The sequence below is a fragment of the Streptomyces sp. NPDC048424 genome (assembly GCF_040651555.1).
Taxonomy (GTDB): Bacteria; Actinomycetota; Actinomycetes; order Streptomycetales; family Streptomycetaceae; genus Streptomyces.
Window position 1 is genome coordinate 64,296 of record NZ_JBEZKE010000018.1, and the last position, 23,802, is coordinate 88,097.

Here is a 23,802-nt window from a genome sequence, read left to right on the forward strand (position 1 = left end):
CCCGGGCCGGAGGGCTCAGGCAGGATCCGCCGCCACCTGCGTGTTCTGGCAGGCGGTCAGCAGCCAGGGGCCGTCCGCCTCGCGGGTCATCACGTACAGGGGGGCGCCCTCGCTGCCGCCGCCGTCGGCCTCGTGGTAGACCTGACGCACCTTCACCGCCGCGACGTCCGGCCGCAGGAACTGGATGTGGACCACCTCGTAGGTGACCTCCCCGTCCCAACTCGCCGCCGGCAACACGGCCCGCGTGAACGCGGCGATTTCCTCGAACCCGATGAGGACCTTCCCGTGCGCCGTCGTCCACAGCGCGTCCTGATGGAACAGGGCCAGGAACCCCTCGGCGTCCTTGGCCCGCTGCGTGCGCTCGACCGTGGCGACGACCTCTTCGATCGCCTTGACGGCAGCGGCCTCTGCCGCCCGCTCGATGCCCATGTCCATGCCCATATCGATGTCCGCTTCGGTGTTCGTTTCGATGTCCATGGGCTTCATCGTGGTGCCTCAACCTTACTTGAGGTCAAGCAATATGATCATATTGGCCCCATGACCACGAAGACCCTGTACCTGCTCTGCTCAGCCGCCCCGCCCGTCTTCGACGTCGCCCACGTCGTCGAAGACGCCCAGACCCGCGGCTGGGACGTCTGCCTGGGGCTGACCCCCACCGCCGCACACTGGGTCTCGGAAAGCCTGGACGGACTCGCCGCGCTCACCGGCCACCCGGTGCGCTGGCAGTACAAATTCCCGGGCGAGGCCGACGTATGGCCGGCGGCCGACGCCCTCCTCTTCGCCCCGGCGACCTTCAACACCATCAACGCCTGGGCCCTGGGCCTCACCGACCGCTTCGCCGTCGGCGTCGCGGCCGAAGCCCTCGGCAAGAACACCCCCACGGTCGCCGTGCCCTGCACCAACGCCGCGCTCGCCGCCCACCCCCAGTTCGACACCTCCCTGGCCACCCTGCGCGGTGCCGGTGTCGAACTCCTCTACGGCGAGAACGGGTTCGTCCCCGGTCCGGCCGGCCCCGACTCCCCGTCCCACTTCCCCTGGCCGGCCGCCCTGGACGCCGTGGACCGCATCACCGCCACCCGCCTCTAGGCGGTGTCGTGCCGAGGCGGCGGGGCTACTCCCCCGTCGTCCCGTCGATCACCTCGCGCAGCAGGTCCGCGTGCCCGTTGTGGCGGGCGTACTCCTCGATCATGTGGGTGAGTATGTAGTGCAGCGAGTAGGACTCGTCGCCGAAGTGCCCCGTCATGTCCAGGGAGTCGGCGGCGTCCACGATCTCCCGCGACCGCCGGCAGGTCTCTTCCCAGATCCTGAACGATCCGGCCACGTCCGCGTCGTCCACGTGGAACTCCGTCCGCTCCCCGGCCTCGTTCTTCGGGAAGTAGCCGCCTACGCCCTCGCCACCCAGGACGTTGCGGAACCAGCCGCGCTCGACCTCCGCGAGGTGACGTACCAACCCGAGCAGACTCAGCCCCGACGGGGCCACCGCCTTCCTCCGCAGTTGCTCCTCGCTCAGGCCGGCGCACTTCATCATCAGGGTGTCCCGCTGCCACTGCAGGATGCTGGTCAAGGTGGCGCGTTCATCGCCCACCAGGACGGGTCGTGTCCTCTGCTCATCGATCACCGGGTGATCATCACAGCCGGACCGGCCCGGCCCTCCTCCATTTCACATGCCGGACACCCGCACCGGACATCCGGCCGCCCGCGGCGACACTCAGCCGGGCTGCCGGAGTTGCCGGAAGAAGGCTCGTACGTCACCCACCAGCAGGTCGGGGACCTCCATCGCGGGGAAGTGGCCGCCCCTGTCGTACGAGGTCCAGCGGACGATGGTGTCGGTGCGCGCGGCGACGTGCCGCAAGGGGATGAAGTTGTCCCGGGGGAAGTCGGCCAGTGCGGTCGGGGTGTGCGACGCCTCGGGCGGCTGCCCGGCGTAGTCGGCGTGCGCCCGCTCGTAGTAGATCCGGGCCGCGCTGCCGGCCGTTCCGGTGAGCCAGTACAGCATGACATTGGTCAGCAGCTGGTCCCTGTCGACCGGACACGCGGGATCGCTCCACTCGTCGAACTTCTCGGCGATCCAGGCGAGCAGCCCGACCGGTGAATCGTTCAGCCCGTACGCGAGGGTCTGCGGCCGGGTCGACTGGATGTCGGCGTAGCCCTGTCGATCACGCGCCCAGATCCGGTACCGCTCCCAGGAGGCCAGCGTCCGCTCCCGCTCGGCGGCAGGCAGCGCGGCCAGTTCCTCGGGCCGGGGCTCGGCGGTGGCTCCGCCGCCGGGCAGCAGGTTCAGGTGCACGCCGATCACACGGTCCGGCAGGATCCGCCCGAGCTCCCGCGAGATCGCGGCTCCCCAGTCACCGCCCTGCACACCGTAGGACCCGTACCCCAGCCGCTCCATCAGCACGCCGAAGGCCCGTGCGACCCGCTTGAACTCCCAGCCCGCCTCGGTCGTGGGCCCGGAGAGCCCGAAGCCGGGGATGCTCGGCAGCACCAGGTGGAAGGCGTCGGACGGATCCCCGCCGTGCGCCCGCGGATCGGTCAACGGGCCTGCCACCCGCTGGAATTCGACGAACGATCCCGGCCAGCCGTGCGTCATCAGCAAGGGCGTCGCGTCCGGCTCGGGCGAGCGCAGGTGCGCGAAGTGCACCCGCGCTCCGTCGACGACCGTGGTGAACTGCGGCCACTCGTTCAGCCGCGCCTGCGCCGCGCGCCAGTCGTAGCCGTCGCGCCAGTGGGCGACGAGTTCCCGCACCCGCTCGCCCGGCATCCCGTACGCCCGCCCCACGCCGGGCAGCTCGTCCGGCCAGCGCACCCGGCGCAACCGTTCACCGAGGTCGTCCAGCTCGCCCTGCTCCACGGCGAGCCGGAACCCGCGCAGCCCCTCGTCAAGATCAGTCATGACCCGCATGCTAGACAGCGGCGCGCCCCCGCACGTCAGTCGGTGTCCGTCGCGGCCAGCACGGCCAGGCTCCGGCGGTCCGGGGCCAGGGCGGCCAGGCCGATGTACCAGGCCACTTGCTCGAACCACTTCGTGCCGGCGTCGAAGCCGTGCCAGACGCAGTCCCGTACGCGTGCTTCGACCTCACCGGTGGTGGCGTCTTCCGGGCAGCCGGCCAGCGCGGCCAGGGACTGCCAGGCCGCGAGGCGGCCGTAGGCGCCGAAGGAACCGGAGTTGTACGCCCCTCCCGTCGATGCCGCGGCGAAGAGCACGGCCCACGCCCGGTCCGGCCGAAGGACGGAGACCGACAGGGCCGCCTTCCGGCCCACTCCGCTCAGGCACTCCAGCCCCAGCGTCAGGAGCGCGTTCGGGAGGGATTCGTGGTCCAGCGGGGCCGTGAGAGCGAAGACCCGTGCCTCGATGCGCCCGTTGGACTCTTCGGCCCAGTTCGCCACGGCCCGGGCCATGGCGGTGGCTGCGGCTTCCGTCGTCGTCTCCTCCACCGAGGGGACACGCGCTCCGACGACCTTCACCAGGGCGCGGCTCTCCGACGGCCCGAACGGCATCGAGTGACTGCTGCCGCGCGGGCCGTAGCGGGGCAGATCGGGAACGCCTTCCACGTCGGACAGTGTCAGGGGCAGCCGGCCCAGCGGGTGATGCCTCCAGTGCGGGGACGTGGCCCAACCCGCCACACCGGGTGTCCCTTCCACGGCGACACCCCTGAGTACCAGTTCGTGGACCAAGCAGGCCCGGAGCTCCTCCGAAGCGGGTCCGGTGAACGCGGCGGCCAGAGCGTCGGCCTCCTGGCCGGATGCGAGCAACGAGGCCGTGAAACGGTCCAGCTTCCTGCTGGTGACCGCCTCCGAGGAGACCAGCCGCAGCGCCTGGGCGGCGTTCTCGCGGCCCGGGGTGGTGGCGAGCAGGCGAAGAAGGTGGTCGAAGACGCTTCTGTACTGCCACACCTGTCCGGCGCCGTACGCGTCGGCGAGAGCAATGCCGAGGTCGGCGCAGAAGGCGGGGTCGCCCTGAGCGACACGTCCGTCGGCCACCGCCCACACGTCGGTGACCTTCGTCAGGTCGGGCAATTCGGTCACGATCCTCTGAATCTGATCAGCCACGGCACCGAGCCTACGCGTCCGGCTGCCTCCCCTTCCCGGACCCCGCACCCGGACGGCCGCGCCCCGGCGGACACGGGCTTCAACTCACCGTCCAGATAAAGCCGTTACGCAAAAACCCCACACCTCCCCGAACCGCTCGTCCGCCCCGCGAAACACGTACCTGTCGACTGGTTTTCTTTCGGGCGGCCGGACTACATTGACGACACACCACAGCGAACACCGCTCGACGACAGCGACCCTGGGGGCGAGGACGTGACGAGGGCCAGACAGGAGCGGGCCGAGATCACCCGCCGAGCCATCCTCGACGGCGCGGCCACGGCCTTCGACCTCTGCGGGTACGACGGCACCAGCCTCAGCGACGTCGTCAAGTACGCCGGAGTGACCAAGGGCGCCCTGTACTTCCACTTCCCGTCCAAGGAAGCCCTCGCGCGCGCCCTGATGGACGAACACTTCCAGGTCTCCGAACACGTCCCCGCCATCGAGAACCCCGGCCTGCAGACCGTCATCGACCTCAGCCACCAGATGGCGCACGGACTGCGCACCAACGTCCGCATCCGCGCCGGGATCCGCCTGGTCATCGAGTTCGGCGCTTTCACCACCCCCGACCCCACCCCGTACGACGCCTGGATCGCCACCTGCCGCAACTGCCTGGCACCGGCTCAGGACCAGGGCGACATAGACCCCACGCTCGACGTCCGGGCCCTCGCCACCCTCCTCGTCGGAGCCTTCACCGGCATCCAGGTCACCTCACACGTCCGCACCCGCCGCGAAGACCTGCACACGCGCGTCACCGACCTGTGGAACTTCCTCCTCCCCACCATCGTCCCCCCGCACCGCATCACCCGCTTCCACCCCACCGGCACCCCCAGACCCGTCTCACCGCCCCCCACCGACTGACCCACTCAGGACGGCCTCGCACACGCCGTGGCGAACCACGGGGGTGCTCGCCACGGCGTGGCCGAGGCCGCCCTGCAGGCGTTCGAGTTCGGCGTCCTGATCGCAGTGCCGGCAGGTACGGGACCGGTGAGGGCTTGTCCTCCGGGCCCGGGCGACTCTGGGGCTTTCGGGCGTTTCGACGTGCCCGACGAGGCCCGTGTGGGCGACCGTGGAACCAGCTCGGCACTCACGACAGGACACCCCCAAGGAGGCACCCGTGGACTGGACGCTCGAAGTGGTCCCCGTCCCCGTCACCGACATGGATCGCGCGAAGGCCTTCTATGCCGAAAAGGTCGGCTTCAAGGTCGACCTCGACGACGAAGTCGCGCCCGGAGTGCGCATCATCCAGATGACGCCGCCCGGCTCCCGCTGCTCCATCGCGATGCTCCAGGGAATGCCGGCAGCGCCCGGCACCCACACCATGGCGCCCGGCACGCTCCACGGCCTTCAGCTGTGCGTCGTCGACATCGAAGAGGCCCACAGGAACCTGGCGGACCGGGGAGTGGACGTATCGCCCGTCCGGCACCTCGGCGCGAAGGGCTGGGAGGAAGGCAAGGGCGGGACCTGGAACTCCTTCCTCACCTTCAGCGACCCGGACGGGAACGGCTGGGTCGTCCAGGAAGCGCCCTCGGAACTCGCCGAACGCTGAGACCCAGCGGCTTCGGGGATCACTTCGGCGCGACGGCGCCCGAGTCCGGCGACTGCTGGAGTCCGGAGGTGTCGACCGCCTCGAAGTCCGATCCCTTGAAGCCCTTCAGCGCGTCGAGCTGGGCGTTGTCCCAACCGGCGTTCTCCTCACCGGTGATGTACCAGGGCGAGCCGTTGTCCGCGACGATGGCCCCGTACTTTTTGAGCGCCTCGGCCACGGCCTGGGCCTGCGGGGCCAGTTGCGAGGTGTCCACCGAACTCTTGAGCCGCAGCCGCAACCCCATGGGAGGCAGCGACTTGTCCGCCGCGGCGCCCGCCTGGTGCCGTGCGGGCCAGATGTAGCTCTGGTCCGAGCGCGGCACGGTGATGCGGATCGCGTGGTCGATCCGCCCGGCTGCCGCCTCGTCGTAGCGCACGAGCCCGGGGAGGATGGCGAGGCCGGCGGCATCGGCCGAGGTCCACCCGGCGGGCCGCAGCTCGTGGGACCGCAGGTCGAAGACCGCGCCCGATCCGGCGTGCCAGGCGTTGTCCCCTTCCTGCTGTGCGTTCCAGAGCTCGTAGGACTTGCACAGGGCGCGGTCCCAGACGACCACGTGGCGGTCCCCCGTGCTCGCCGGACCGTTCTCGATCTTGGCGTTCGACGGGATCCGGTACCCGGACGTATCGCTTTCCTCGGCGATGTCCAGGGTCACCTTCGTTTCCGGCAGGTTCGTGTCCGAGACGGTGATGGGGATGCCGAAGGGCTCGCCTTCCGTGAGCCCGGACCCGAAGTCCGGGTGCAGGGACTCGGCGAAGCCGATCGAGGAGACGTACTGGGCGGAGCTCGGATGCACGGGCAGCTGGTCCACGGGGGCGCGCCAGAAACTGTCCGTCGGCGAGGTCGCGCAGGAACCGTCGTCCTCGGCGGCGGCAGTGGCGGTGGCGGTGTACCCGGGCACCAGGCAGGCGACGGTCATCGCGGCCACGGCGGCGAATGCGGGGACTCCGCTGACTGAGCGCAACTCTGCCAGGCGCTTCATGGGCATCGATCGTCCTAGGTAGGCGTGCGGACGCACGGACCGAGGCGGCCTGCTCCCAGCGTAGGCACGTTCCCGCCCCGGCGCAGTTCTCCATGGGGCGCACTTCCTGCGCCACACAGAGAACCGCGGCCGCGTCGGCTCAGCGGCCGGGGCTCGCCGGCAGTCGGGGCGGCATCGCGTCGACCTGGGGCAGTGGTGCGCGGGGTACGGCCGGGACCGGGCTGTCCGCCGCCGGGCCCTCGGTCGGACGGTTCTCACCGGCCGGGTCCGATGCGCGCGGCGCGGTGGCGCCGCAAAGGGACCGGTCCTTGTAGGCGTTCAAAGCGGCGTCGGCCGGGTGCGGGACGACGGCCGTGCCGTCCTCGGTGAGGCGCTGGTACTTCGTCAGGTTGTACCCGATGGCGAACTGCCGTGCGCCGTCCGGACTCGACAGTGCCCACGTGCCGGCGCCCCAGACGGCTCCGTCATGACCCCAGGCGGGCCCGCAGGGCGTGTCCAGGGAGTAGATGCCGAGGCCGTAGCGCACGGTGACGGCTCCCGTTTCGTCCTTGATGTCGACCGTGGTGCGCATCTCGTCCAGCTGGCGGCGCGGCAGCAGGTTGCCGCTCAGCAGGGCGCGGTAGAACGTGTTGAGGTCCTGCGGGGTGGAGACGAGGGCTCCCGCGGTGCCGGCCCAGGTCATGTTGTAGACGCTGTAGTCGCGCGGCGGGTCGATGAGCCCGAGGAAGTTCTCGTACATGCGCGCATGGGGGCCGCGGATGTGCGGGTCGGTGCCGGGGAAGTAGGTGTCCCGCAGGCCCACCCGCCGGATGACGTCCTGGGTGATCAGCCGCTCCGGGTCCTGTCCCGTCACCTTGCGGAGCACCTCGCCCAACAGCAGGTAGTTGGTGTTGGAGTAGGTCCAGGCGGTGCCGGGTTCGAACAGCTGTGGCCGGGCCACCCCGTACCCGATCAGCTCGGCGGGTCGCACCGTGCGGAACCGGAGGTCGTCCAGGCTGTCGGTGGTGCCCTTCTGGAGGGAGGGGAAGGCGTCCGCGATGTAGTCGTCGATACCGCTGGTGTGGTTGAGGAGCATGCGGACGGTCACCTTGCGGCCGCGCTCGCCGGGCAGGAGTTCGGGCACGTAGTCGCCCACCGGCCTGTCCAGGCCCACCCGGCCCTTCGCCGACTGCTGGAGTACGGCGACGGCGGTGAAGGTCTTGGTGACGCTACCGACGCGGTGCCGGAGGTCGGGGCGGGCCGGTGTCCCCGCGGCGACGTCGGCGAGGCCGGCGGCGCCGTCGAAGCGGGCGCGGCCGTCGCGGACCGCGGAGTAGGCGCCGTAGATGCCCGCCTCGTGGATCGCGTTCAGCCTCCGCTGCAGCTCGGCGCGGTCGGGATGCCGGCCCGCCGCCTCGGCAGGAGCGGCCAGGGGGCCCTCGCCCGCGGCGTGGGCGGCCGGCGCGAGGCCCGCCAGCAGGGCCATGGCGACGGCGGTGACGGAGGCAATGCGGCGCAGTCGCGGCACGGGGGCCGCGGCGGGGCGGTGGGCAGGACTGGTGTGGGACACGGCAGCTCCTCGTCGGTGGCCCGGTGGGGCCCGGCGGCCCGATGACGCCCGGCGATCCGGGACACCTCGATTCTTCGCCCCGCACCCGCGACGCGGCCTCCTCCGCCAGGACGAACCAGGCATCAACCTTCAGATGCAGAGGCACCTTGACAACCCATTACATTTGTCACTGGCCGCCGACACCCCACCGTCAGCCGGGCGGCCCCTCGCCGCTCGAGCGCCCGGTACGGCTCGACGATGCGGCGGGTGACCGCGCCGGCCGAAGTCGCGCGGCGGCAACTTCCTACCCCTGGAGCAGCCGGAGGCTTTCGTCCTCGACGTCCACACCTTCTGCGGCTCACTGGGCAGTTGACGCCGATTAAGTTAGGTAAGCCTTTCCTGAAACACCGTAGGATGCGGGCATGAAGAAGATCATCCGCGTGCTGACGGCGGTGGCGGCCGGTCTGGCCCTCGCCGCGCCCGGCACGCTCACGACGCCCGCCGCGGCCGCGACCGCCCCGGCCGGCGCCTCCAGACTCGAACTCCCGCGACCCACCGGCGCCTTACCGGTGGGCCGCGACACCCTCCACCTGGTGGACCGGGAGCGCAAGGACCCCTGGGTGCCCGCGGCCGACCGTGAGTTGCTGCTGTCGCTGTACTACCCGGCGCTCGCACGCACCGGAACTCCCGCTCCCTACATGGCGGTTCCCGAGGCCAAGTCGCTGCTGACCGACCGGGGAGAGCTGGGCCGGTACGTCACGCCCGAGCAGGTCGCGGCGACCCGGACGCACTCCCGGTCGGACGCACTGCCCCGGCCCTCGGTGCACCGCTACCCGCTGATCGTGCTCTCCCCCGGTTTCACCATGCCGCGCGCCTCACTCAGCACCCTGGCCGAGGAACTCGCCAGCCGAGGTTACGTCGTGGCCGCGGTGGACCACGCGTACGAGTCGGACGGCACCGTCTTCCCCGGAGGGCGGCTCCTCTCGTGCACGGCGTGCGAGCAGGTGTTCCCCGACCACTCCCTGCAGCGGGTCTCCGACGGTCGCGCCAAGGACGTCTCCTTCGTCCTGGACGGGCTCACCGGCCCGCGCCCCGCGTGGCGGTACTCCTGGCTGATCGACTCCCGGCACATCGGCATGGCCGGTCACTCCATCGGCGGCGCGGCCGCCTCGGCCACGATGGCGGCCGATCCGCGCGTGGACGCCGGGGTCAACATGGACGGCACCTTCTTCACTCCGATACCCCAAGCCGGCCTCGGCGGACGCCCGTTCCTGATGCTCGCCGGCGATCCCGCCCTGCTGCCGCCCGACTTCCCCGACACCTCCTGGGAGGACAACTGGCCCCGGCTGGAGGGCTGGAAGCGCTGGCTGACCGTCACGGGAGCGGGACATCCCGCCTTCACCGACTGGCCGGTGCTCGGCGACCAGGCCGGGTACCCGCACCCGGAGACGCCCCTCTCGGGCACCCGCTCCCAGCAGATCACGCGGGCGTACGTCGGCGACTTCTTCGACCTGCACCTGCGCGGGATGCCGGCACCGCGCCTGGACGGTCCGACGGCGAGCGACCCGGAAGTCGTGTTCCACCGCCGCTGAGGCCCCGTACGGGGGCGCTCGCCACGGCGGGCGCCCCCGTACGCACTGCACGCACCGTGCGCCTGGCCTCGACCGGGACGCCGCACCCGAATGCCTGCCCACAGGAATACCCCGATTGTGTTCACATCCCTCCCTTCCCCCATATTCTTAGGTTAGGCTTCCCTAATATTGGGGGTGTGGGGATGCAGGAGAAGGCGCAAGACCAAGCGCAGCAGGACGAGTGGGCCGATGAGGTACTGGCCTGGATGAGTTCCCAAGAGGATATGGACCGAGCACTGCGCGAGGCATTGCGGCGCACACCCAGCCAGCGCGAGGAAACGATCGCCCGGATGGCCGATGCCCTCCGCGGGGCCGCTCAGGGACTGACCATCCCCGGGTGCGCCGCCGCGGCCGGCCTCCCCGAGCGCACCCTGCGCGAGTGGCTGGACATCGATGTCAGCTTCGCCGAGGCGCTCCGCGCCGCGCACGCACTGGCCGAGGCGCACGGACTGAGACCGGGGGCGGCGCCCACGCCCGCCGCTCTCCAGCTGATGCTCAACGCGATCCGCAAGGGTGCGGCCTGGCCGGCCGCGGCGACCCTCGTCGGGATCTCGGTCCGCAGGTTCAACCGCCTGCGGGCCGAAGCCCCACCGGTCGGGGCGCTGATCGCGGCGGCCCAGCGGGCCCGGTCGGCGAAAGGGAGCGCGGGCCAACGGCGCAGACCCCCCAAGGGCACGGGCCACCGCGGCGGGTACCGGATCATGCAGCTCGACGACCCCCTCCTTTCCCCCGGAAGCCAACCGGGCGGCCTCACAGGCGGGTTGGGCGGACACATCACGCACCAGGACTGAGCGCGCCGGCGCACGCCGACGGGGCGGGAGGCGCCTCCCGCCCCCTCGAGCGATCTAGTTAGGTTAGGCTAAGTTAGGTGACGGATGAGGGCGGGCATCCTCCGGCCCTCGTCGAGCTCCGCGCGCCATTGACCACCGGCGCCCCGCGAAGCGCCGGTAACGACGCCGGTAACGAGGAGATCCAACCGTGGGCCCTGCGACCATCGACCCCTACCCCATGCCCACCCGGGACGTCGTGCCCCACTCCGCGGCACCCTGGTCCATCGACCCCGACCGGGCCGCCCTGCTCATACACAACATGCAGAACCACCTGCTCCACCCCTTTCCCCGCGACCACTCGCCCCTGGTCGACCTGATCGGCAACATCACCGCTCTGCGCCGCTCCGCGCGGCAGCTCGGCCTCCCCGTCGTCTTCAGCGCACAGCCGCCGGACCAACGCCCCGAACAGCGCGGCCTCGTGGCCGAAATGGAGACCGGGCCGGCCGCACCGGACCGCGATGTGTCGATCACCGGCGAACTGACCCCGCTCCGGGGCGAGCACGTGATCACCAATGCGCGGCACAACGCCTTCCTGCGCAGCCACTTGGAGCGCATCCTGCGCACCACGGACCGCGACCAGCTGATCCTGTGCGGCGTGTTCGCCCACTCCGGCGTGCTGCTCACCGCGGCGGACGCCTTCATGAACGACATCCAGCCGTTCGTCGTCGCCGACGCGGTGGCGGACACCTCCGCGGAGGAGCACGCGCTCGCCCTCCGCTGGACGGCCGCCCGAGGCGCCGTCGTACGTACCACCGCGACCCTCATCGACGAACTGGAAGCCTGATGACGACACCACCCCCGGCCCGGTGAGCGGGCCCGCGGCGCCACCGGCGCGCACGCTCGTCGAGGCCCTGCCCCGACTGGAGCAATACCAAGGCCGCACGGTCGTGGTGAAGTTCGGCGGCAACGCCATGGTGAACGAAGAGCTCAAGGCGTCCTTCGCCCAGGACGTGGTCACCCTGCGCGACGCGGGGATCCGGCCGGTCGTCGTGCACGGCGGCGGCCCGCAGATCAGCGCGATGCTCGAACGGCTGGCCCTGGAGGTCCGGTTCGCCGCCGGACTGCGGGTGACGACCCCCGAAGTGATGCAGGTCGTACGGATGGTGCTGGCCGGCCAGGTCCAGCGGGACATCGTCGGCCTCATCAACCGCCACGGAGCCCTCGCCATCGGGATGACCGGCGAGGACGCGCGCACACTGTCCGCCGTCCGGCGGCCGGCCCTGGTGGACGGCACGGAGGTGGACATCGGACTGGTGGGCGACATCGTGCACGTCGACCCCGACACGGTGCGGGGCCTCCTGGAGCGGGGGCGCATCCCGGTGCTCTCGCCCATCGCCCGGGGAGCGGACGACGGCAACGTCTACAACATCAACGCGGACCTCGCGGCCGCCGCCCTCGCCCAGGCACTGGACGCGGAGAAACTGGTGATGCTCACGGACGTCGCGGGCCTCTACGCGGACTGGCCGCACAGCACGCGGATCATCGAACGGCTCACCACCGGCGAGTTGGAGGAACTGCTGCCCTCGATGGCCGGCGGCATGCTGCCGAAGATGGAGGGCTGCCTGCGAGCGGTGCGCTCCGGGGTCCGGATGGCGCACGTACTGGACGGCAGGGTGCCGCACGCCCTGGTACGGGAGGCCTTCGCCGACGAGCGCGCCGGCACCACGGTGGTGCCCGACGGCCCGCCGCCTCAGGACCGCCTCCCCCAGTGACAAGGGGAGGGCCGGCCCCGTGCCGGGTTCGCGCGACGGGGCGCGGGCTCACTGCTCGCCGAGCACCATCCACTTGTCCGGCTCGCCCAGCGGTTCGAATCCCACCTCGGCGTAGACCCCGTGTGCGTCCGCGGTGGCCAGCAGGATGCGGCGCAGTCCGTGCGGGGCGAGGTGGTCCCTGACGGCACCGACCAGGGCGGTGCCCAAGCCCTTGCCGCGTACCGTGGGCGCGATGTAGACGTCGCAGAGCCAGGCGAAGGTGGCATGGTCGGTGACCACGCGGGCGTAGCCGACCTGCGCACCGGACGCGCTGTCGTAGAGGCCGAAGTTCAGGGACTCGGCGATGGCCAGGTCCTGCTTCTCGCGGGGCCGGCCGAGGGCCCAGTACGCGTCCTGCGACAGCCACTGGTGGATCAGCGCGTGGTCGAGGCGCTCGGGGGCGGTGGATATCTCATAACCGGGCGGAAGGTCGCTGTTCATGCCCGCATCCAAGCAGTCGGGCCGTACGCAGGCCAACGAATACCCGCACGTCGGGGGGTGATCCGGCGGCGTGTCCGACCGTGGACGGCAGGGGCGGCCCGGTCCCGCTGCCTACCGTGGCCCCATGAACGCACGCACAGCTCCGCCATCCTCCGGTTACGGGATCCGGTGTGCGCGGCCGGCCGAGGCGCGCGCCGTCGCCGCGCTCCTGGCCCGCGCCTTCGCCGACGACCCGGTCATGACGTGGATGGTCCCCGGCCCCGTCGGCCGGGAGCGCAGGATCGCCGCCTACTTCAAGCTGGCCCAGCGGCAGCAGCGGCCGCGGGCCGGCGGGGTCCGGCTCGCCGCCACCGGCGGTGGCCGGCTCCTGGCCGCCGCGCTCTGGTCGGGGCCCGGCCGCTGGAAGACCTCCGCGGCGCAGGAGCTGACGTCCCTGCCGCACTACGCGCGCGTGTTCGGCGCCCGGGGGCTGTCGAAGGCCGCGGACGTGCAGAACGCCCTGCACGAGGCCCACCCGGACGCCCCGCACTGGTACCTGTCGACCCTGGGGACCGACCCCGCGATGCAGGGAGCGGGTGTCGGTTCGACCCTGGTGCGGGAACAGCTGGCCCACTGCGACAGGCTGGGGCAGTGCGCCTACCTGGAGTCCAGCAAGGCCTCGAACGTCCCCTTCTACGAGCGGTTCGGCTTCCGCGTCACGCACGAGCTCCGGCTGCCGGACGGCGGGCCGACTCTGTGGACGATGTGGCGCGAGCCGGCCCCCGAACCGGTCCCGTGACCGCCGGGCCCACCCGCCGCCCACGGCGGTGAGGGATCAGGCGGTGGGCGCCGGGACCGCGACCTTCAGGATCGTCCCGTCCGGGGCCCCTCCTGGGCACGCAGGCGCACCTGCGTGCCCAGACCGAAGGCGGTGTAGAGGCGGTCGGCGGCGCCGGTCAGGTGTGCAGGCGGCTGTTGCAGCCCTCCTGGTCTCCGGCGCTCTCGTCGTTGAACCAGTAGTCACCGGCCGCCAGGTACCGGAAGCAGTGCGTGCTCTCGTTGGGCAGCTCGACGGTGACGGCGCGCTTGCCGTCCTTGCGCGGCCGCAGGGTGTGGACCCCGGGCTGCCAATCGTTGAAGTCGCCCACCACACTCACCGTCCCGGCCGGACTGTCCGCGGGGAGGACGAACGTCACCTGGGTACGGTCCTTGCGCAGCTTGCGCTCCAGCATCGGGGGGCTCCTAACGGCACGCGGGTCGGATCCCACCATCCTGGGCACTGGAACCGCCGCGCGCATGCCGACGCCGCCGCCGGCCCCCCGGCATCACTCTTACGCCACCATCCGTAGCCGGAAGCACGCGGAACGCTCCTCCCGTGTCCATGCCCGCGCCTGTCGTCTTCGCGGCCCCCCGGGCGGTTCGTCGGCGCGAACCGCGACACCTGCGGGATTAGGCTCGGAGGAAGCCGAGAAGGAGATGTGGCATGTGTCGCTGGCTCGCGTACCTGGGTTCGCCGATGCTGCTCGATGCCGTGCTCTACCGGCCGGAGCACTCGCTGATCAACCAGAGCCTCCGCTCGCGGGAGGGCGTCGAATCGACCAACGGGGACGGTTTCGGCATCGGCTGGTACAGCGGGAACGACGACGGCACGCCGGCGGTGTTCCGCGACATCGGACCCGCGTGGAACAACCGCAACCTGCGCGAGCTCGCCGCCCACGTGCGGTCCAGCCTGTTCTTCGCGCATGTCCGTGCCTCGACGGGCTCGGCGATCCAGCAGACGAACTGCCACCCGTTCCGTCACGGTCGCTGGCTGTGGATGCACAACGGGGCGGTCACGGACTTCCACCGGCTGCAGCGCGACCTCTGCATGGCGGTCGACCCCGCGCTGTTCCCCTCCATCGAGGGCTCCACGGACTCCGAGGTGATGTTCTACCTCGCGGTCACCTTCGGCCTCGACCAGGACGTTCCGAGCGCCGTGGCCCGAATGGCGGGTCTCGTCGAGGATCTCGGACGGCAGCACGGGGTGCCGAATCCGCTGCAGATGACGATCGCGGTGAGTGACGGCGAGCGGGTCTGGGCGTTCAGGTACTCGAGCCAGGGCTGCTCCCGGTCGCTGTACTACAGCAGCCGGGCCGACACCGTACGACACCTCTACCCGGAACTGGACTACCTCCGCGAGGTCTCCGACGAGACGCGGATCGTGGTCTCGGAACCCCTGGGCGACCTGCCCGGCATCTGGAACGAGTTGCCCGAGGCCAGCTATTCGGTGCTCCCCTCCGACCGGCACACGGACTACTTCCCGTTCCAGCCGAAATCCCCCTGACCTTGGGGAAGCAGCAGCTGGAGCGGCCATGCCCACGAACGGACCCGAGGGACCCGAGGGACCCGGGCGGCCGTCGCCGGCCCGCCGAATAGGCAGCACCATCCGCCGGGTGCGGGCCGGACGTCGCTGGGGGAACGTTCGGGACCTGCAACTGTGGCAACGCGCGCTCGGGTTCGCCGCGCTCGGGTTCCTGACCCTGGTCCCGCTGCTGATCGTCGTGTCCGCCGCGGACGCCACCGGCGGACAGGGGTTCGCGCAATGGCTCGGTGACGGGCTCGGGGTGTCCGCACCCGCCATGGTGGAGATCAAACAGCTCTTCGCCCTGCCCGGCCAGGTGTGGCGGACCACGACGGCGTTCGGCCTCGCCCTGCTCGCCGTGTTCGGCCTCTCCTTCGGCACGTCGCTGCAGAGCGGCTACGAGAAGGTCTGGGACCTGCCCCCGGCCCGCTGGTGGGCGAGGTGGCGGCACGTGCTGTGGCTCGCCGTGCTGATCGGCGTCCTGTACCTGTCCGCGATCTCCCCGCCGTGGCACGACTCCCCCGCCCGCGGCTTCGTCACCGTCGCGATCGGCACCCTGTTCTTCTGGTGGTCCCAGCGGCTGTTGCTCGCCGGCCGCATCCCGTGGACCGCCCTGCTCCCCGGAGCGGTGGCCACCATGCTCGGGCTTTTCGGGCTCCGGGTCTTCTCCCGCCTGGTCTTCTCACCTCTGATCGCGTCCAGCGCCGTCTCGTACGGGCCCTTCGGCACCGTCCTCGTCGTCCAGTCCTGGCTCGTCGGCGTCGGTGTCGTCGTGTTCGGCGGTGCGCTCCTCGGCCGGCTGTTCCACGACGCACTGGCGCGCCCCGCGAACCCTGTGGATCAGGGTCGCTGAGGCGCGCCGAGGCGGGGTGTCCGTGCGTCACTCGGTGGCGGGCGCGTGCGTCCAACTCGTGCACAGGGCCCAGATGATGAACACGTCGATCGCGATGATGATGATGGACCACCAGGGCTGGTACGGCAGCCACATGAAGTTGGCGAGCACGCTGAGGCTGGCGAGTGCGATGCCCGCGCCCCTGGCCACGTTCGAACCGGCGATCAGGCCCACTCCGGTGAGCACGGCGATGATGCCGATGACGAGATGGATCCAGCCCCATGCCGTCAGGTCGAACTCGAAGACGTAGTTGCCGATGCGCGTGTAGACGTCGTCGTTGGCGATGGCGGCGATGCCCTGGAAGATCGCGAGGCACCCGGTCACGATGAGGAGCACCGCGGCGAACAGCGTGCCCATGCTCCCCGCACCGTCGTGTTGGCTGCCGGGGGACAGTGATGCGTTGCCCGGCGCGGGGCCGGTGTTCCAGTTCCCCCCGGTCGGTGTCGGCTGACCCATGGAATTCACCTCACAGATGGCGGTACGGCGCCGGACCGTCCTGCTCCGGCTCGGCCGGGTCACAGGCATCGGCACCCACATCGCAGTGTCGACCGGCGCGGAGTGCCTGTGATCACCCGAAGCGGGTGGTCTTGGCGCTCCGCCGGGAGCGCCCGCGGTGTCAGGCGGGCAGCTGGCGCATTTCGAGCACCCGCAGGCCCAGGGACTGGAAGCGCGTGAGCAGCCCGTACAGGTGGGCCTCGTCGGTCACGCTGCCGTGCAGGAGCGTCTGCTCCCGGACGGGGATCCTGTCGAGCTCGGGGAAGTTCGCGGCGAGGGTGTCCGGCACGACGCCCGAGATGCGGAATTCGTAGCGCATGAGAGCACTCACTCCTCTGGGGACGGGACAGGACGCGGGCGGGGAACGGAAGCGGCGCTCTGCCCGCTCCCGGCCCACGTCCCTCCTCATCGTCGGCCCTCGCCCGGTGGCTCGGCATCGCCCGGTACGGGCGAGAAGGCCGGGCGCACCTGCGAGGGCCGGGCCCGGCTCACAGCATCCCGAGGTCCTGCGCCCGGTGGACGGCGTCGCTGCGCCGGGTGACGGAGAGCTTGCGGTAGATGCTCTTCAGATGGGTCTTCACCGTGTTGGGCGACAGGAAGAGCTCGGCCGCGATCTCCTCGGTGGACAGCATCTCGGCGGCCTTGCGCAGCACCTCGGTCTCCCGCTCGCTCAGCGGCTCCACGACGGGGGGCTGCTGCCCACCGCCCGTCGTGGACGCCGGCGTACGGACCGGGGTGCGGGAGGGCAGCCAGCCGTGCAGCCGTGCCAGTTGCGGGTCCCGGCTCAGGATCCGGCGCACCCAGGGGCCGCTCTCCGTGAACATCCGGCGCAGTTCCTCCGGCCGGGCGAGGCCCAGCGCCTCCCCCAGCCGCCGGCGGGCCTCCTCGGGGTCGCCGTCCGCGGCTGCGATCTGCGCCTGGAGCAGGCGCGCCCCTGCCCGTACGGGCGTCGTGGCACCGTCGTCGTCCGGCAGGCCCACCAGCGCCCGCGCCGCGTCCTCGCCGCGGCCGGCCGCCAGCAGGGCTCGGGCCCGGGCCACCAGGTGCGCCGGGCGCTCTCCGCCCCCGGTATCCACCTCGTCCAGGACCCGCAGGGCCGCGGCGGCGTCACCGCGCACCAGGTGTGCGGCCGACTCGGCCACGGCCAGTTCGGCCACCGCCCAGGCGTGCGGCCGTACGCGAGCCCCGGTGGTCCACAGCGCGCGGAGGGCGGCGAGCGCGGCCTCCCCGTCGCCCTCCGCCGCCGCGATCCCGGAGCGGATGACGGCGGCCGCCACCGCGGCCACGGGCTCCGGCCGGGTCCCCGCCTCCGAGGTCGCGAGGTCGAGGTGGCACCGGGCGGCCGCCAGGTCGTCCTGCTCCACGGCGACGCCCGCGAGGGCGAGGTGGCCGGCACCGGTCCGGCGCCCGGTCGGCAGTGCGTACTGCTCGGCCACGGCGAGCGAGGCGCGGGCCCGTGCGGCGGCCTGCCGGAGCCGCCCGCGCATCAGCTCGGTCAGGGCCAGCGAGCCGAGCGCGTCACAGAGCGGGTACTCCGTACCGGGCTCCCCGCACGCCTCGACGGCGGACGCGAGGGTTGAAGCGGCGCGGTCGAGGTGTCCGGCGCCGAGCTCGGCCGCGCCGAGTGCCGCCTGCACCAGGGCGCGGATCTCGGGTCGCTCGGCGAGCAGGTGCGGCGCCGGCTCGGAGAGCCGCCTGCCGAAACCGGCCGCCGCCCGTTCGGTGGCCGTCAGGTCGTCCGCCAGCCGCCCGACGAGTACGCCGAGGAAGGCGCGGCCCAGCCTCGCCGCGGAACCGGAGTCGGGGCCCAGGTGCGTGTCCGCCCGCCGCAGCCCCGCCTCGCATTCCGGGAGGTCCCGTTCGGCCAGCCGGCAGGCCGCGCCGACCAGTGCGGGAGCCGCACCCGGCTGGTCGGCCGGCATGCCGGCGAACGCCCGGCCCAGCCGATCGGCCTCCAGGCCGGTGAAGAGCCGGCCGATCGCCAGGTTGTCGACCAGTTGCCCCGCCGCGAACGCCCAGTCACCGGCCGCCGCGCCCTGCAGGACCGCTTCCGTGAGCCGGCCCGTGCGGGCCAGCCAGCGCGCCGCCCGCCCGTGCAACCGGGGTTCGAGCCCGGGACAGCGCTGGCGCAGGTGTGCGCGCAGGACCTCGGCGAACAGCGGGTGCAGCCGGTACCAGGCCGATGCGTCGATCCGTTCGAGGAAGGCGTTGTCGCGGGCCAGTCCGGCGAGGGTGCGGGCGGCGTCGTCGCGGCCGGTCAGCTCGTCCGCGAGGTCCGGGTGGACGCGGTCCGTGACGCAGACCCGCAGCAGCAGGTCCTGCGTGGGCGGCGGCTGGGCGTCGAGCACTTCCTTGAGCAGGTAGTCGGCGATGATCGTGCGGTCGGCGGCGAACTGTCGGAGGAACGTTTCGGGGTCGGCGCTGTGCTGCATCGCCAGGGCGCACAGGCGTACCCCGGCCGCCCACCCCTCGGTCCGCTCCACCAGCAGCCGGATCCCCTCCTGCGAGACCTGCAGCCGGTGCTCGGCCAGCAGCGCCTCGGCATCCTCGTGCGTGAACCTCAGGTCCGCCTGGCGGATCTCGGTGATCTCACCGGCCGCCCGGTAGCGGTGCAGCGGCAGGAGCGAGTCCGTGCGGCCGGTGAGCACGATGCGCAGGCCACCGGACGCGTGCCGGAGCACGAAGTCCAGTCCCTCCGTCATCGCCGCGGTCGGCCGGGCCGTGTCGAACTGGTCCAGCACGAGCACCGCGGGCTGCGCCGACGCGGCGAGCCCGTCCGCCAGACGGACCAGGAACGACCGGGTCACTCCTTCGGCCCGCGTGGGCCTCCCCACCCCGGCCGGCAGGGCCACCCCGCCCCGGCGGAGGGCCTCCAGGACGTACGCCCAGAGGGCGCCGGGGGCGTCGCCCGGCTCGACGGTCAGCCATGCGGGGGGACGCGGCGCGAGCGCGCCGGCCGCCCAGTGGGCGGCGAGCACCGTCTTGCCCGAACCGGCCGGACCGTTGACGAGGGTGAGCGGACCCTGTACCCCGGCCGTCATGCGCTTCAGCAGCTCGGGCCGGTGCACGAGGAGCCGCGGTACGGCCGGAACGGCGAAGCGCGCCGTGAGCATCGGGTCCCCCGACGGTGCCGGGCTCCCGTACGGCGGACGCGCGGGTGCACCGGGCCCTGGCGGGTTCTCTGCCGGGTTCTCTGCGGCCTTCTCCATGCGGTCACCGGTGTCAGGTCGGCTCGGGTCAGCTCGGTCGGGGTCTGCGGGGTGCGGGCTGCGGCCCGCCCGCGCTCCCCACTCAAACCGTGATCACTGGTGATCACCAGTCGTGTCACCTGATCCGGGTGAGTGCCGTTCGGCGCAGGCTGCGGCCGTGTTCACGCCACCTCGGCCGGGGACAGGGCAGCCTGGGGAGCGAGGTCCGCCCGGGAGCCCTTCGCACGTCGACCGGGCGGCCCTCCTCCGACGCCCGTCAGCGGTACGGCGGCCCTATGTCCGCCCGGCGTCACGGGTCCGGTGAACGCCGACGCACACGGCGTGGGCGCCTACCTGCAGGTCGGCCCCGGCTTCGTCGCAGTCGAAGATCGCCGAGCGGGAGCTGCGTCGCACCCAGCCCGGCTACTCGGACCAGGGATCAAAGCCGGTATCGAGGACCGCATCCAGGGTCGTACGCAGCCGGGCAGCCTCCGCGGCGCCGAAACTCTGCTCGAACTGCTCCTGTATGGCTTTCCATAGCGGCAGCGCCGCCTGCAACCGGGCGAGACCGTCGGGTGTGATCGCGACGATCCGCGCACGGCGGTCGGTCGCCGACGCTTCGACGGTCACCAGTCCCTCGCGAGCGAGGGGCTTGAGGTTCGAGGCCAAAGTGGTGCGGTCCATGGCGATCATGTCCGCGAGACCGGTGATCGTCGCGTCCCCGTGGGCCTTCAGCTTCTGCAGGATGCTGAACTGCGTGGCGCGCAGGCCGACCGGCACCAAGGCTTTGTCATAGGTCGCCCCCAGATATCGGGCCGCTTTGCGCAGAGCCAGGTTGTTGCAGGGCTCACCGCGGCGGGCCGGCTCAGCCGTCATGGTCTCCTCCTGCCATCTGACAATGATCAGAGTATATGCGCATAAGTGATCCGCGTGACGTTGTCACCCCACAGATAGGAGCATATGCTCGTATCTGTTTCGGTCGTGCGGCGCCCTCACACGCCCCCCGGCCTCCCCCGCCACTTCGCGCGGACACGCACTCCCACAGGAAGACCCTGGAATCCACCACATGAAAACGCGGCTCTGGCTCCAGCCAGCACTGATCGCCCTGATCGTCGTGGCGGCCTTCACCACCTGCTACATCGGCCTCCAGCGTGACCCTCAGCCCCACCAGATCCCCATCGCCGTCACCGGAAGCGACCTGCCGGTCCGGATACACCAGGCACTCGGCGACGCCGTCGAGGTCCGGCCGGCCGCCGACGCCGAGGCGGCGCGGCAGGCGCTGGAGGGCCACGACGTGGTGGCCGCGCTGAGCACCGACGGCTCGGGCGGGTTGCGCCTGGAGACAGCGGGAGCGGTGGGCAACTCCACGACTTCGGCGGTGAGCTCGCTGGTCGGCGCCTACGCGCACGGTGCCGGTCAACAGCTCACCACGGTGGACATGGTCCCCCTGGCCCACTTCGACAGCCGGGGACTGGCGGGCTTCTATCTGGCTTTCGGCGTGACCCTGGCCGGTTTCGTCCTCGGATCGAACGCCATCGGTCTGGCCGGGGTGCTGAACCTTCGCCACAGGTTCCGGCTCCTGTGCGGAGCGTCCCTGGCCATCGGCGCGGTCGCGGCGATCATCGCCGGCCCCGCGTTGGGGGCGGTCCCGGCCCCAGTCCTGCCGCTGGTCTTCACACTCGCCCTACTGGCGGCCGCGGCGGCCTTCACCACCAAGCTGCTCGGCACCTACCTCGGCCCTGTCGGCGTGCCGGTGGCCACCCTTGTGCTCCTCACCGTCGGCAACGCCACCAGCGGGGCCGCGGTCGGCGCCGACCTGCTGCCGGCCGCCGCACGCGCCGTGTCCGCACTGCTGCCGCCCGGCGCGGCCGTCCGCGCCATCACCGATTTGAGCTACTTCGACGGCGCACATCTGGCCATCCCGGCGATCACACTCGCCCTGTGGGCTGCCGTCTCCGGACTGCTACTCGCCCTACGTCCACGTCTGACACGCACACGCACCGCGGCCACGGCCTCATGAGGACCCAGTTCCAGGCGCTGCGCGGCTTCCGCTCGGCGGCGGGCTCGGGCCGGCGGCCTGCCCCCTTCGCCGCGATGGCTTCTTCTCGTCGGCCGGCGTTCCCGTGCTTGAACGCGGCGCGCACCTAGGCGCGTCGCGGGACTCCGCAGCCCCGCGGATCCGGTCGATCTCGTCGAAGCACGAGTTCGGGCCACGGGCTTGAGTGATCCGCCGCTTCCCCTATCCGCGCGGTGTGGTGAGCTGCCGTACGGCATGGACGACGGCGGCGCGGTGCTGGATCAGCTGCTCGGCGTGTGCGTCCGCCGCGACGGCATCCGGGCCGGCAGGCGCCGGTGGCCGGATCGGCGGCCTTTCGTCGCCGGCGTGTGGCCGGATCGGCGGCCTTTCGTCGGCGGCGTGTGGCCGGATACGACTGGGTACCCGTGCCCCGCCCCACTCCCGCCGATCGCCATGGAGGCGCACCCCGATGACCCCAGTCGGCATGACCAGCTTCGACGACGTCTACGCTCTCCCCGACCCCCGCGGGTACTTCGCCGCCCTGGGGCCGTACGAGTACCAGACCCCGGGCCACGCCCAGCCGATCTTCCGCGCGCTCGCCGCCGAACTCGGGCCGGGGCGGCGTACGGTCCTCGACGTGTGCTGCTCCTACGGGATCAACGCCGCGCTCCTCAACCACGACGTCACCCTCGACGAACTCTTCGCGCACTACACCTCGGCCCGTGCGGCCGAACTCACCACCGCCGAACTCGTCGACCGCGACCGTGACTTCTACGCGGTCCGCCGCCGCCCCGACGCCGTGCGGGCCATCGGCATCGACGTCTCACGCCCCGCCCTGGACTACGCCGTGGCCGTCGGGCTGCTCGACGAGGGGCACTGCGTGGACCTGGAGCGCACCGAGCCGGGGGAACGGCTGCGCGACTCGCTCACCGGGACGAGCCTGATCACCGTCACCGGCGGCACCAGCTTCCTCACCGAGCGCACCTTCGCCCGGCTGTTCACCGCTCTCGGCCACCCCGTGCCGGTGGCTGCCTTCGTCCTGCGCACCCACGACTACGGGGCGATCTCCGGCTGCCTGGAGTCGTACGGCCTCACCGTCGAGCCGGCCGCCACCACCCAGCCGCAGCGGCGCTTCACCGACCCCCGGGAGCAGGAGCGCGCGGTGGCCACCGTCACCGCGTTCGGAGAAGACCCGGCCGGGAAGGAGTCGGCGGGGTACTTCCACACCCGGCTGCACCTGGCCCGCTGAACGCGCCCCGGGAACCGAGGAGGCGGCCCGTACCAGGCAGGACTTGAGCGCAAGGCCGCCACCCGACGCGCCGGCCGCTCTACTGTTTTCGGCCGGGGCCGGCGGTGTGGTGCGGTGAGGCGCGACGCGGAGCGGCGGGACCGGCAGGATGTGCGGGTGAACCAGGTGACGATCAGCGAAGAAGACCGCCGACTGCTCGGGCTCTGGGCCGCGGACTGCGCCGAGCGGGTGCTGCCGCTGTTCGAGGCGAGGGCTCCCGATGACACCCGCCCCCGCGAGGCCATCGAGGTCCTCCGGGTGTTTACGCACACAGGGAAGCGGACGGCACAACTGCGCGCCGCTTCCTGGGCCGGGCACAAGGCCGCGGGCGAGGTCGACGATCCGGCCGCGGCGGCCGCCGCTCGCGCCGCGTGCTACGCGGCAGCGGCCCCGTACATCCACACGCTGGCCACGCCGCACCAGGCGAAGCACATTCACGGGCCGGCCATTTACGCCGCGCTCGCTCGCGAGCTGTCGGCGGGCCGTGACACGGCCGTCGGTGACGAGGAGCTCCAGTGGGCGATCGGGCACGCGTCGCCGGAGGTGCGCGGGCTGCTGCGCCTGATGCCGGCCTGCGAACCCGGCCGCAGCCGTCTGGCCGTGCTGCGCCACCACTTGGACTCGGCACTGCGCGACTGACCGGCCCGGGCGCGCCCACCGGCGGCCCCCGTTGCACGGCACCTGGTCGGCATGCGTCCTGCCGTGCACGGGAGTTGCCGACGTGCGCCTCTGCCTCCTGACGAACAGGAGGCAGAGGCGAAGATATTGGCG

General features: G+C 71.9%; 25 protein-coding genes. 13 read left to right on the forward strand and 12 right to left on the reverse strand.

The genetic code is table 11. The annotated features are described in order from the left end of the window. Positions 1–15: 15 nt before the first annotated feature. Positions 16–429, reverse strand: a complete 414-nt coding sequence (locus tag AB0D29_RS24655) for an SgcJ/EcaC family oxidoreductase (protein ID WP_362857241.1) — start codon at positions 427–429, stop codon at positions 16–18. A 108-nt stretch (positions 430–537) separates the two neighbouring features. On the opposite strand from AB0D29_RS24655, the gene AB0D29_RS24660 reads away from it, so the two are divergent. Beyond that, positions 538–1,086, forward strand: coding sequence for a flavoprotein (locus AB0D29_RS24660; protein ID WP_362857107.1), 549 nt, complete (start codon positions 538–540; stop codon positions 1,084–1,086). 25 nt (positions 1,087–1,111) lie between these two features. Here AB0D29_RS24660 and AB0D29_RS24665 read toward each other — a convergent pair whose 3' ends face one another. From AB0D29_RS24665 to AB0D29_RS24675, 3 genes are all read right to left on the reverse strand, one after another. Then, positions 1,112–1,618, reverse strand: coding sequence for a DinB family protein (locus tag AB0D29_RS24665; protein WP_362857108.1), 507 nt, complete (start codon positions 1,616–1,618; stop codon positions 1,112–1,114). A 90-nt stretch (positions 1,619–1,708) separates the two neighbouring features. Beyond that, positions 1,709–2,890 carry an epoxide hydrolase family protein gene (locus AB0D29_RS24670; protein ID WP_362857110.1) on the reverse strand — a complete coding sequence of 394 codons (1,182 nt, stop codon included), beginning with the start codon at positions 2,888–2,890 and terminating at the stop codon, positions 1,709–1,711. Between the two features lie 35 nt (positions 2,891–2,925). Then, complete coding sequence (locus tag AB0D29_RS24675) at positions 2,926–4,047, reverse strand: DUF6183 family protein (RefSeq protein WP_362857111.1); 1,122 nt, start codon at positions 4,045–4,047, stop codon at positions 2,926–2,928. Between the two features lie 252 nt (positions 4,048–4,299). Between AB0D29_RS24675 and AB0D29_RS24680 the strand changes: the two genes are divergently transcribed. Together AB0D29_RS24680 and AB0D29_RS24685 are read left to right on the forward strand one after the other, a co-directional pair. Further along, entirely contained in the window at positions 4,300–4,944 is a 645-nt protein-coding gene (locus AB0D29_RS24680) for a ScbR family autoregulator-binding transcription factor (protein ID WP_362857112.1), read from the forward strand. A gap of 256 nt (positions 4,945–5,200) precedes the next feature. Further along, positions 5,201–5,632, forward strand: coding sequence for a VOC family protein (locus tag AB0D29_RS24685; protein WP_362857113.1), 432 nt, complete (start codon positions 5,201–5,203; stop codon positions 5,630–5,632). 19 nt (positions 5,633–5,651) lie between these two features. On the opposite strand, the gene AB0D29_RS24690 is transcribed toward AB0D29_RS24685, so the two are convergent. Together AB0D29_RS24690 and AB0D29_RS24695 are read right to left on the reverse strand one after the other, a co-directional pair. Next, positions 5,652–6,650, reverse strand: a complete 999-nt coding sequence (locus AB0D29_RS24690) for a hypothetical protein (protein WP_362857114.1) — start codon at positions 6,648–6,650, stop codon at positions 5,652–5,654. Positions 6,651–6,789: 139 nt separating this feature from the next. Next, positions 6,790–8,199, reverse strand: a complete 1,410-nt coding sequence (locus AB0D29_RS24695) for a serine hydrolase (protein ID WP_362857115.1) — start codon at positions 8,197–8,199, stop codon at positions 6,790–6,792. A gap of 401 nt (positions 8,200–8,600) precedes the next feature. Here AB0D29_RS24695 and AB0D29_RS24700 point away from each other — a divergent pair, with 401 nt between their 5' ends. The 4 genes from AB0D29_RS24700 (at position 8,601) to argB (ending at position 12,351) form a co-directional block, all read left to right on the forward strand. Then, positions 8,601–9,770 (forward strand): alpha/beta hydrolase, encoded by a 1,170-nt coding sequence (locus AB0D29_RS24700; RefSeq protein ID WP_362857117.1) that lies wholly within the window; start codon positions 8,601–8,603, stop codon positions 9,768–9,770. 329 nt (positions 9,771–10,099) lie between these two features. Next, positions 10,100–10,600 carry a hypothetical protein gene (locus tag AB0D29_RS24705; protein WP_362857119.1) on the forward strand — a complete coding sequence of 167 codons (501 nt, stop codon included), beginning with the start codon at positions 10,100–10,102 and terminating at the stop codon, positions 10,598–10,600. Positions 10,601–10,787: 187 nt separating this feature from the next. Continuing rightward, positions 10,788–11,423, forward strand: coding sequence for an isochorismatase family protein (locus AB0D29_RS24710; RefSeq protein WP_362857120.1), 636 nt, complete (start codon positions 10,788–10,790; stop codon positions 11,421–11,423). A gap of 22 nt (positions 11,424–11,445) precedes the next feature. Next, positions 11,446–12,351, forward strand: coding sequence for an acetylglutamate kinase (gene argB / locus AB0D29_RS24715; RefSeq protein WP_362857121.1), 906 nt, complete (start codon positions 11,446–11,448; stop codon positions 12,349–12,351). A 48-nt stretch (positions 12,352–12,399) separates the two neighbouring features. On the opposite strand, the gene AB0D29_RS24720 is transcribed toward argB, so the two are convergent. Continuing rightward, the gene (locus tag AB0D29_RS24720) at positions 12,400–12,831 is read right to left on the reverse strand and encodes a GNAT family N-acetyltransferase (protein WP_362857122.1); all 432 of its coding nucleotides are present in this window, start codon (positions 12,829–12,831) and stop codon (positions 12,400–12,402) included. A 124-nt stretch (positions 12,832–12,955) separates the two neighbouring features. Between AB0D29_RS24720 and AB0D29_RS24725 the strand changes: the two genes are divergently transcribed. Continuing rightward, positions 12,956–13,609, forward strand: coding sequence for a GNAT family N-acetyltransferase (locus AB0D29_RS24725; RefSeq protein WP_362857123.1), 654 nt, complete (start codon positions 12,956–12,958; stop codon positions 13,607–13,609). A gap of 157 nt (positions 13,610–13,766) precedes the next feature. Here AB0D29_RS24725 and AB0D29_RS24730 read toward each other — a convergent pair whose 3' ends face one another. Beyond that, positions 13,767–14,042, reverse strand: a complete 276-nt coding sequence (locus AB0D29_RS24730; protein WP_351582874.1) for an isoamylase early set domain-containing protein — start codon at positions 14,040–14,042, stop codon at positions 13,767–13,769. 251 nt (positions 14,043–14,293) lie between these two features. On the opposite strand from AB0D29_RS24730, the gene AB0D29_RS24735 reads away from it, so the two are divergent. Then, a complete protein-coding gene (locus AB0D29_RS24735; protein ID WP_362857125.1) occupies positions 14,294–15,133 on the forward strand; it encodes a class II glutamine amidotransferase in 840 nt (279 codons plus the stop codon). 28 nt (positions 15,134–15,161) lie between these two features. Beyond that, positions 15,162–16,004: a ribonuclease BN gene (locus AB0D29_RS24740; RefSeq protein ID WP_362857127.1), complete on the forward strand. Its 843-nt coding sequence runs from the start codon at positions 15,162–15,164 to the stop codon at positions 16,002–16,004. Between the two features lie 27 nt (positions 16,005–16,031). On the opposite strand, the gene AB0D29_RS24745 is transcribed toward AB0D29_RS24740, so the two are convergent. The 4 genes from AB0D29_RS24745 to AB0D29_RS24760 all read right to left on the reverse strand — a co-directional run bounded on the left by AB0D29_RS24745 (position 16,032) and on the right by AB0D29_RS24760 (position 20,602). Continuing rightward, positions 16,032–16,400, reverse strand: coding sequence for a hypothetical protein (locus AB0D29_RS24745; protein WP_362857129.1), 369 nt, complete (start codon positions 16,398–16,400; stop codon positions 16,032–16,034). Positions 16,401–16,659: 259 nt separating this feature from the next. Then, the gene (locus AB0D29_RS24750; protein WP_351300711.1) at positions 16,660–16,857 is read right to left on the reverse strand and encodes a hypothetical protein; all 198 of its coding nucleotides are present in this window, start codon (positions 16,855–16,857) and stop codon (positions 16,660–16,662) included. A 169-nt stretch (positions 16,858–17,026) separates the two neighbouring features. Continuing rightward, entirely contained in the window at positions 17,027–19,651 is a 2,625-nt protein-coding gene (locus AB0D29_RS24755) for a LuxR C-terminal-related transcriptional regulator (protein WP_362857130.1), read from the reverse strand. 498 nt (positions 19,652–20,149) lie between these two features. Then, positions 20,150–20,602 carry a MarR family winged helix-turn-helix transcriptional regulator gene (locus AB0D29_RS24760; RefSeq protein ID WP_362857131.1) on the reverse strand — a complete coding sequence of 151 codons (453 nt, stop codon included), beginning with the start codon at positions 20,600–20,602 and terminating at the stop codon, positions 20,150–20,152. Between the two features lie 190 nt (positions 20,603–20,792). On the opposite strand from AB0D29_RS24760, the gene AB0D29_RS24765 reads away from it, so the two are divergent. The 3 genes from AB0D29_RS24765 (at position 20,793) to AB0D29_RS24775 (ending at position 23,670) form a co-directional block, all read left to right on the forward strand. Beyond that, complete coding sequence (locus tag AB0D29_RS24765; protein WP_362857133.1) at positions 20,793–21,746, forward strand: hypothetical protein; 954 nt, start codon at positions 20,793–20,795, stop codon at positions 21,744–21,746. 466 nt (positions 21,747–22,212) lie between these two features. Next, positions 22,213–22,992: a hypothetical protein gene (locus tag AB0D29_RS24770; RefSeq protein ID WP_362857135.1), complete on the forward strand. Its 780-nt coding sequence runs from the start codon at positions 22,213–22,215 to the stop codon at positions 22,990–22,992. Positions 22,993–23,148: 156 nt separating this feature from the next. After that, positions 23,149–23,670, forward strand: a complete 522-nt coding sequence (locus AB0D29_RS24775; RefSeq protein WP_362857137.1) for a putative immunity protein — start codon at positions 23,149–23,151, stop codon at positions 23,668–23,670. Positions 23,671–23,802: the final 132 nt, after the last annotated feature.

What these genes read in the sequence shown, in the direction of transcription:
- AB0D29_RS24760 (WP_362857131.1), bottom strand. Translation starts at nt 20,602, where the DNA reads ATGACGGCTGAGCCGGCCCGCCGCGGTGAGCCCTGCAACAACCTGGCT.
- AB0D29_RS24720 (WP_362857122.1), bottom strand. Translation starts at nt 12,831, where the DNA reads ATGAACAGCGACCTTCCGCCCGGTTATGAGATATCCACCGCCCCCGAG.
- AB0D29_RS24655 (WP_362857241.1), bottom strand. Translation starts at nt 429, where the DNA reads ATGGGCATCGAGCGGGCGGCAGAGGCCGCTGCCGTCAAGGCGATCGAA.
- AB0D29_RS24765 (WP_362857133.1), top strand. Translation starts at nt 20,793, where the DNA reads ATGAAAACGCGGCTCTGGCTCCAGCCAGCACTGATCGCCCTGATCGTC.
- AB0D29_RS24740 (WP_362857127.1), top strand. Translation starts at nt 15,162, where the DNA reads ATGCCCACGAACGGACCCGAGGGACCCGAGGGACCCGGGCGGCCGTCG.
- AB0D29_RS24745 (WP_362857129.1), bottom strand. Translation starts at nt 16,400, where the DNA reads ATGGGCACGCTGTTCGCCGCGGTGCTCCTCATCGTGACCGGGTGCCTC.
- AB0D29_RS24705 (WP_362857119.1), top strand. Translation starts at nt 10,100, where the DNA reads ATGGCCGATGCCCTCCGCGGGGCCGCTCAGGGACTGACCATCCCCGGG.
- AB0D29_RS24725 (WP_362857123.1), top strand. Translation starts at nt 12,956, where the DNA reads ATGAACGCACGCACAGCTCCGCCATCCTCCGGTTACGGGATCCGGTGT.
- AB0D29_RS24660 (WP_362857107.1), top strand. Translation starts at nt 538, where the DNA reads ATGACCACGAAGACCCTGTACCTGCTCTGCTCAGCCGCCCCGCCCGTC.
- AB0D29_RS24690 (WP_362857114.1), bottom strand. Translation starts at nt 6,650, where the DNA reads ATGAAGCGCCTGGCAGAGTTGCGCTCAGTCAGCGGAGTCCCCGCATTC.
- AB0D29_RS24735 (WP_362857125.1), top strand. Translation starts at nt 14,294, where the DNA reads ATGTGTCGCTGGCTCGCGTACCTGGGTTCGCCGATGCTGCTCGATGCC.
- AB0D29_RS24755 (WP_362857130.1), bottom strand. Translation starts at nt 19,651, where the DNA reads ATGCTCACGGCGCGCTTCGCCGTTCCGGCCGTACCGCGGCTCCTCGTG.
- AB0D29_RS24700 (WP_362857117.1), top strand. Translation starts at nt 8,601, where the DNA reads ATGAAGAAGATCATCCGCGTGCTGACGGCGGTGGCGGCCGGTCTGGCC.
- AB0D29_RS24770 (WP_362857135.1), top strand. Translation starts at nt 22,213, where the DNA reads ATGACCCCAGTCGGCATGACCAGCTTCGACGACGTCTACGCTCTCCCC.
- AB0D29_RS24670 (WP_362857110.1), bottom strand. Translation starts at nt 2,890, where the DNA reads ATGACTGATCTTGACGAGGGGCTGCGCGGGTTCCGGCTCGCCGTGGAG.
- AB0D29_RS24750 (WP_351300711.1), bottom strand. Translation starts at nt 16,857, where the DNA reads ATGCGCTACGAATTCCGCATCTCGGGCGTCGTGCCGGACACCCTCGCC.
- AB0D29_RS24730 (WP_351582874.1), bottom strand. Translation starts at nt 14,042, where the DNA reads ATGCTGGAGCGCAAGCTGCGCAAGGACCGTACCCAGGTGACGTTCGTC.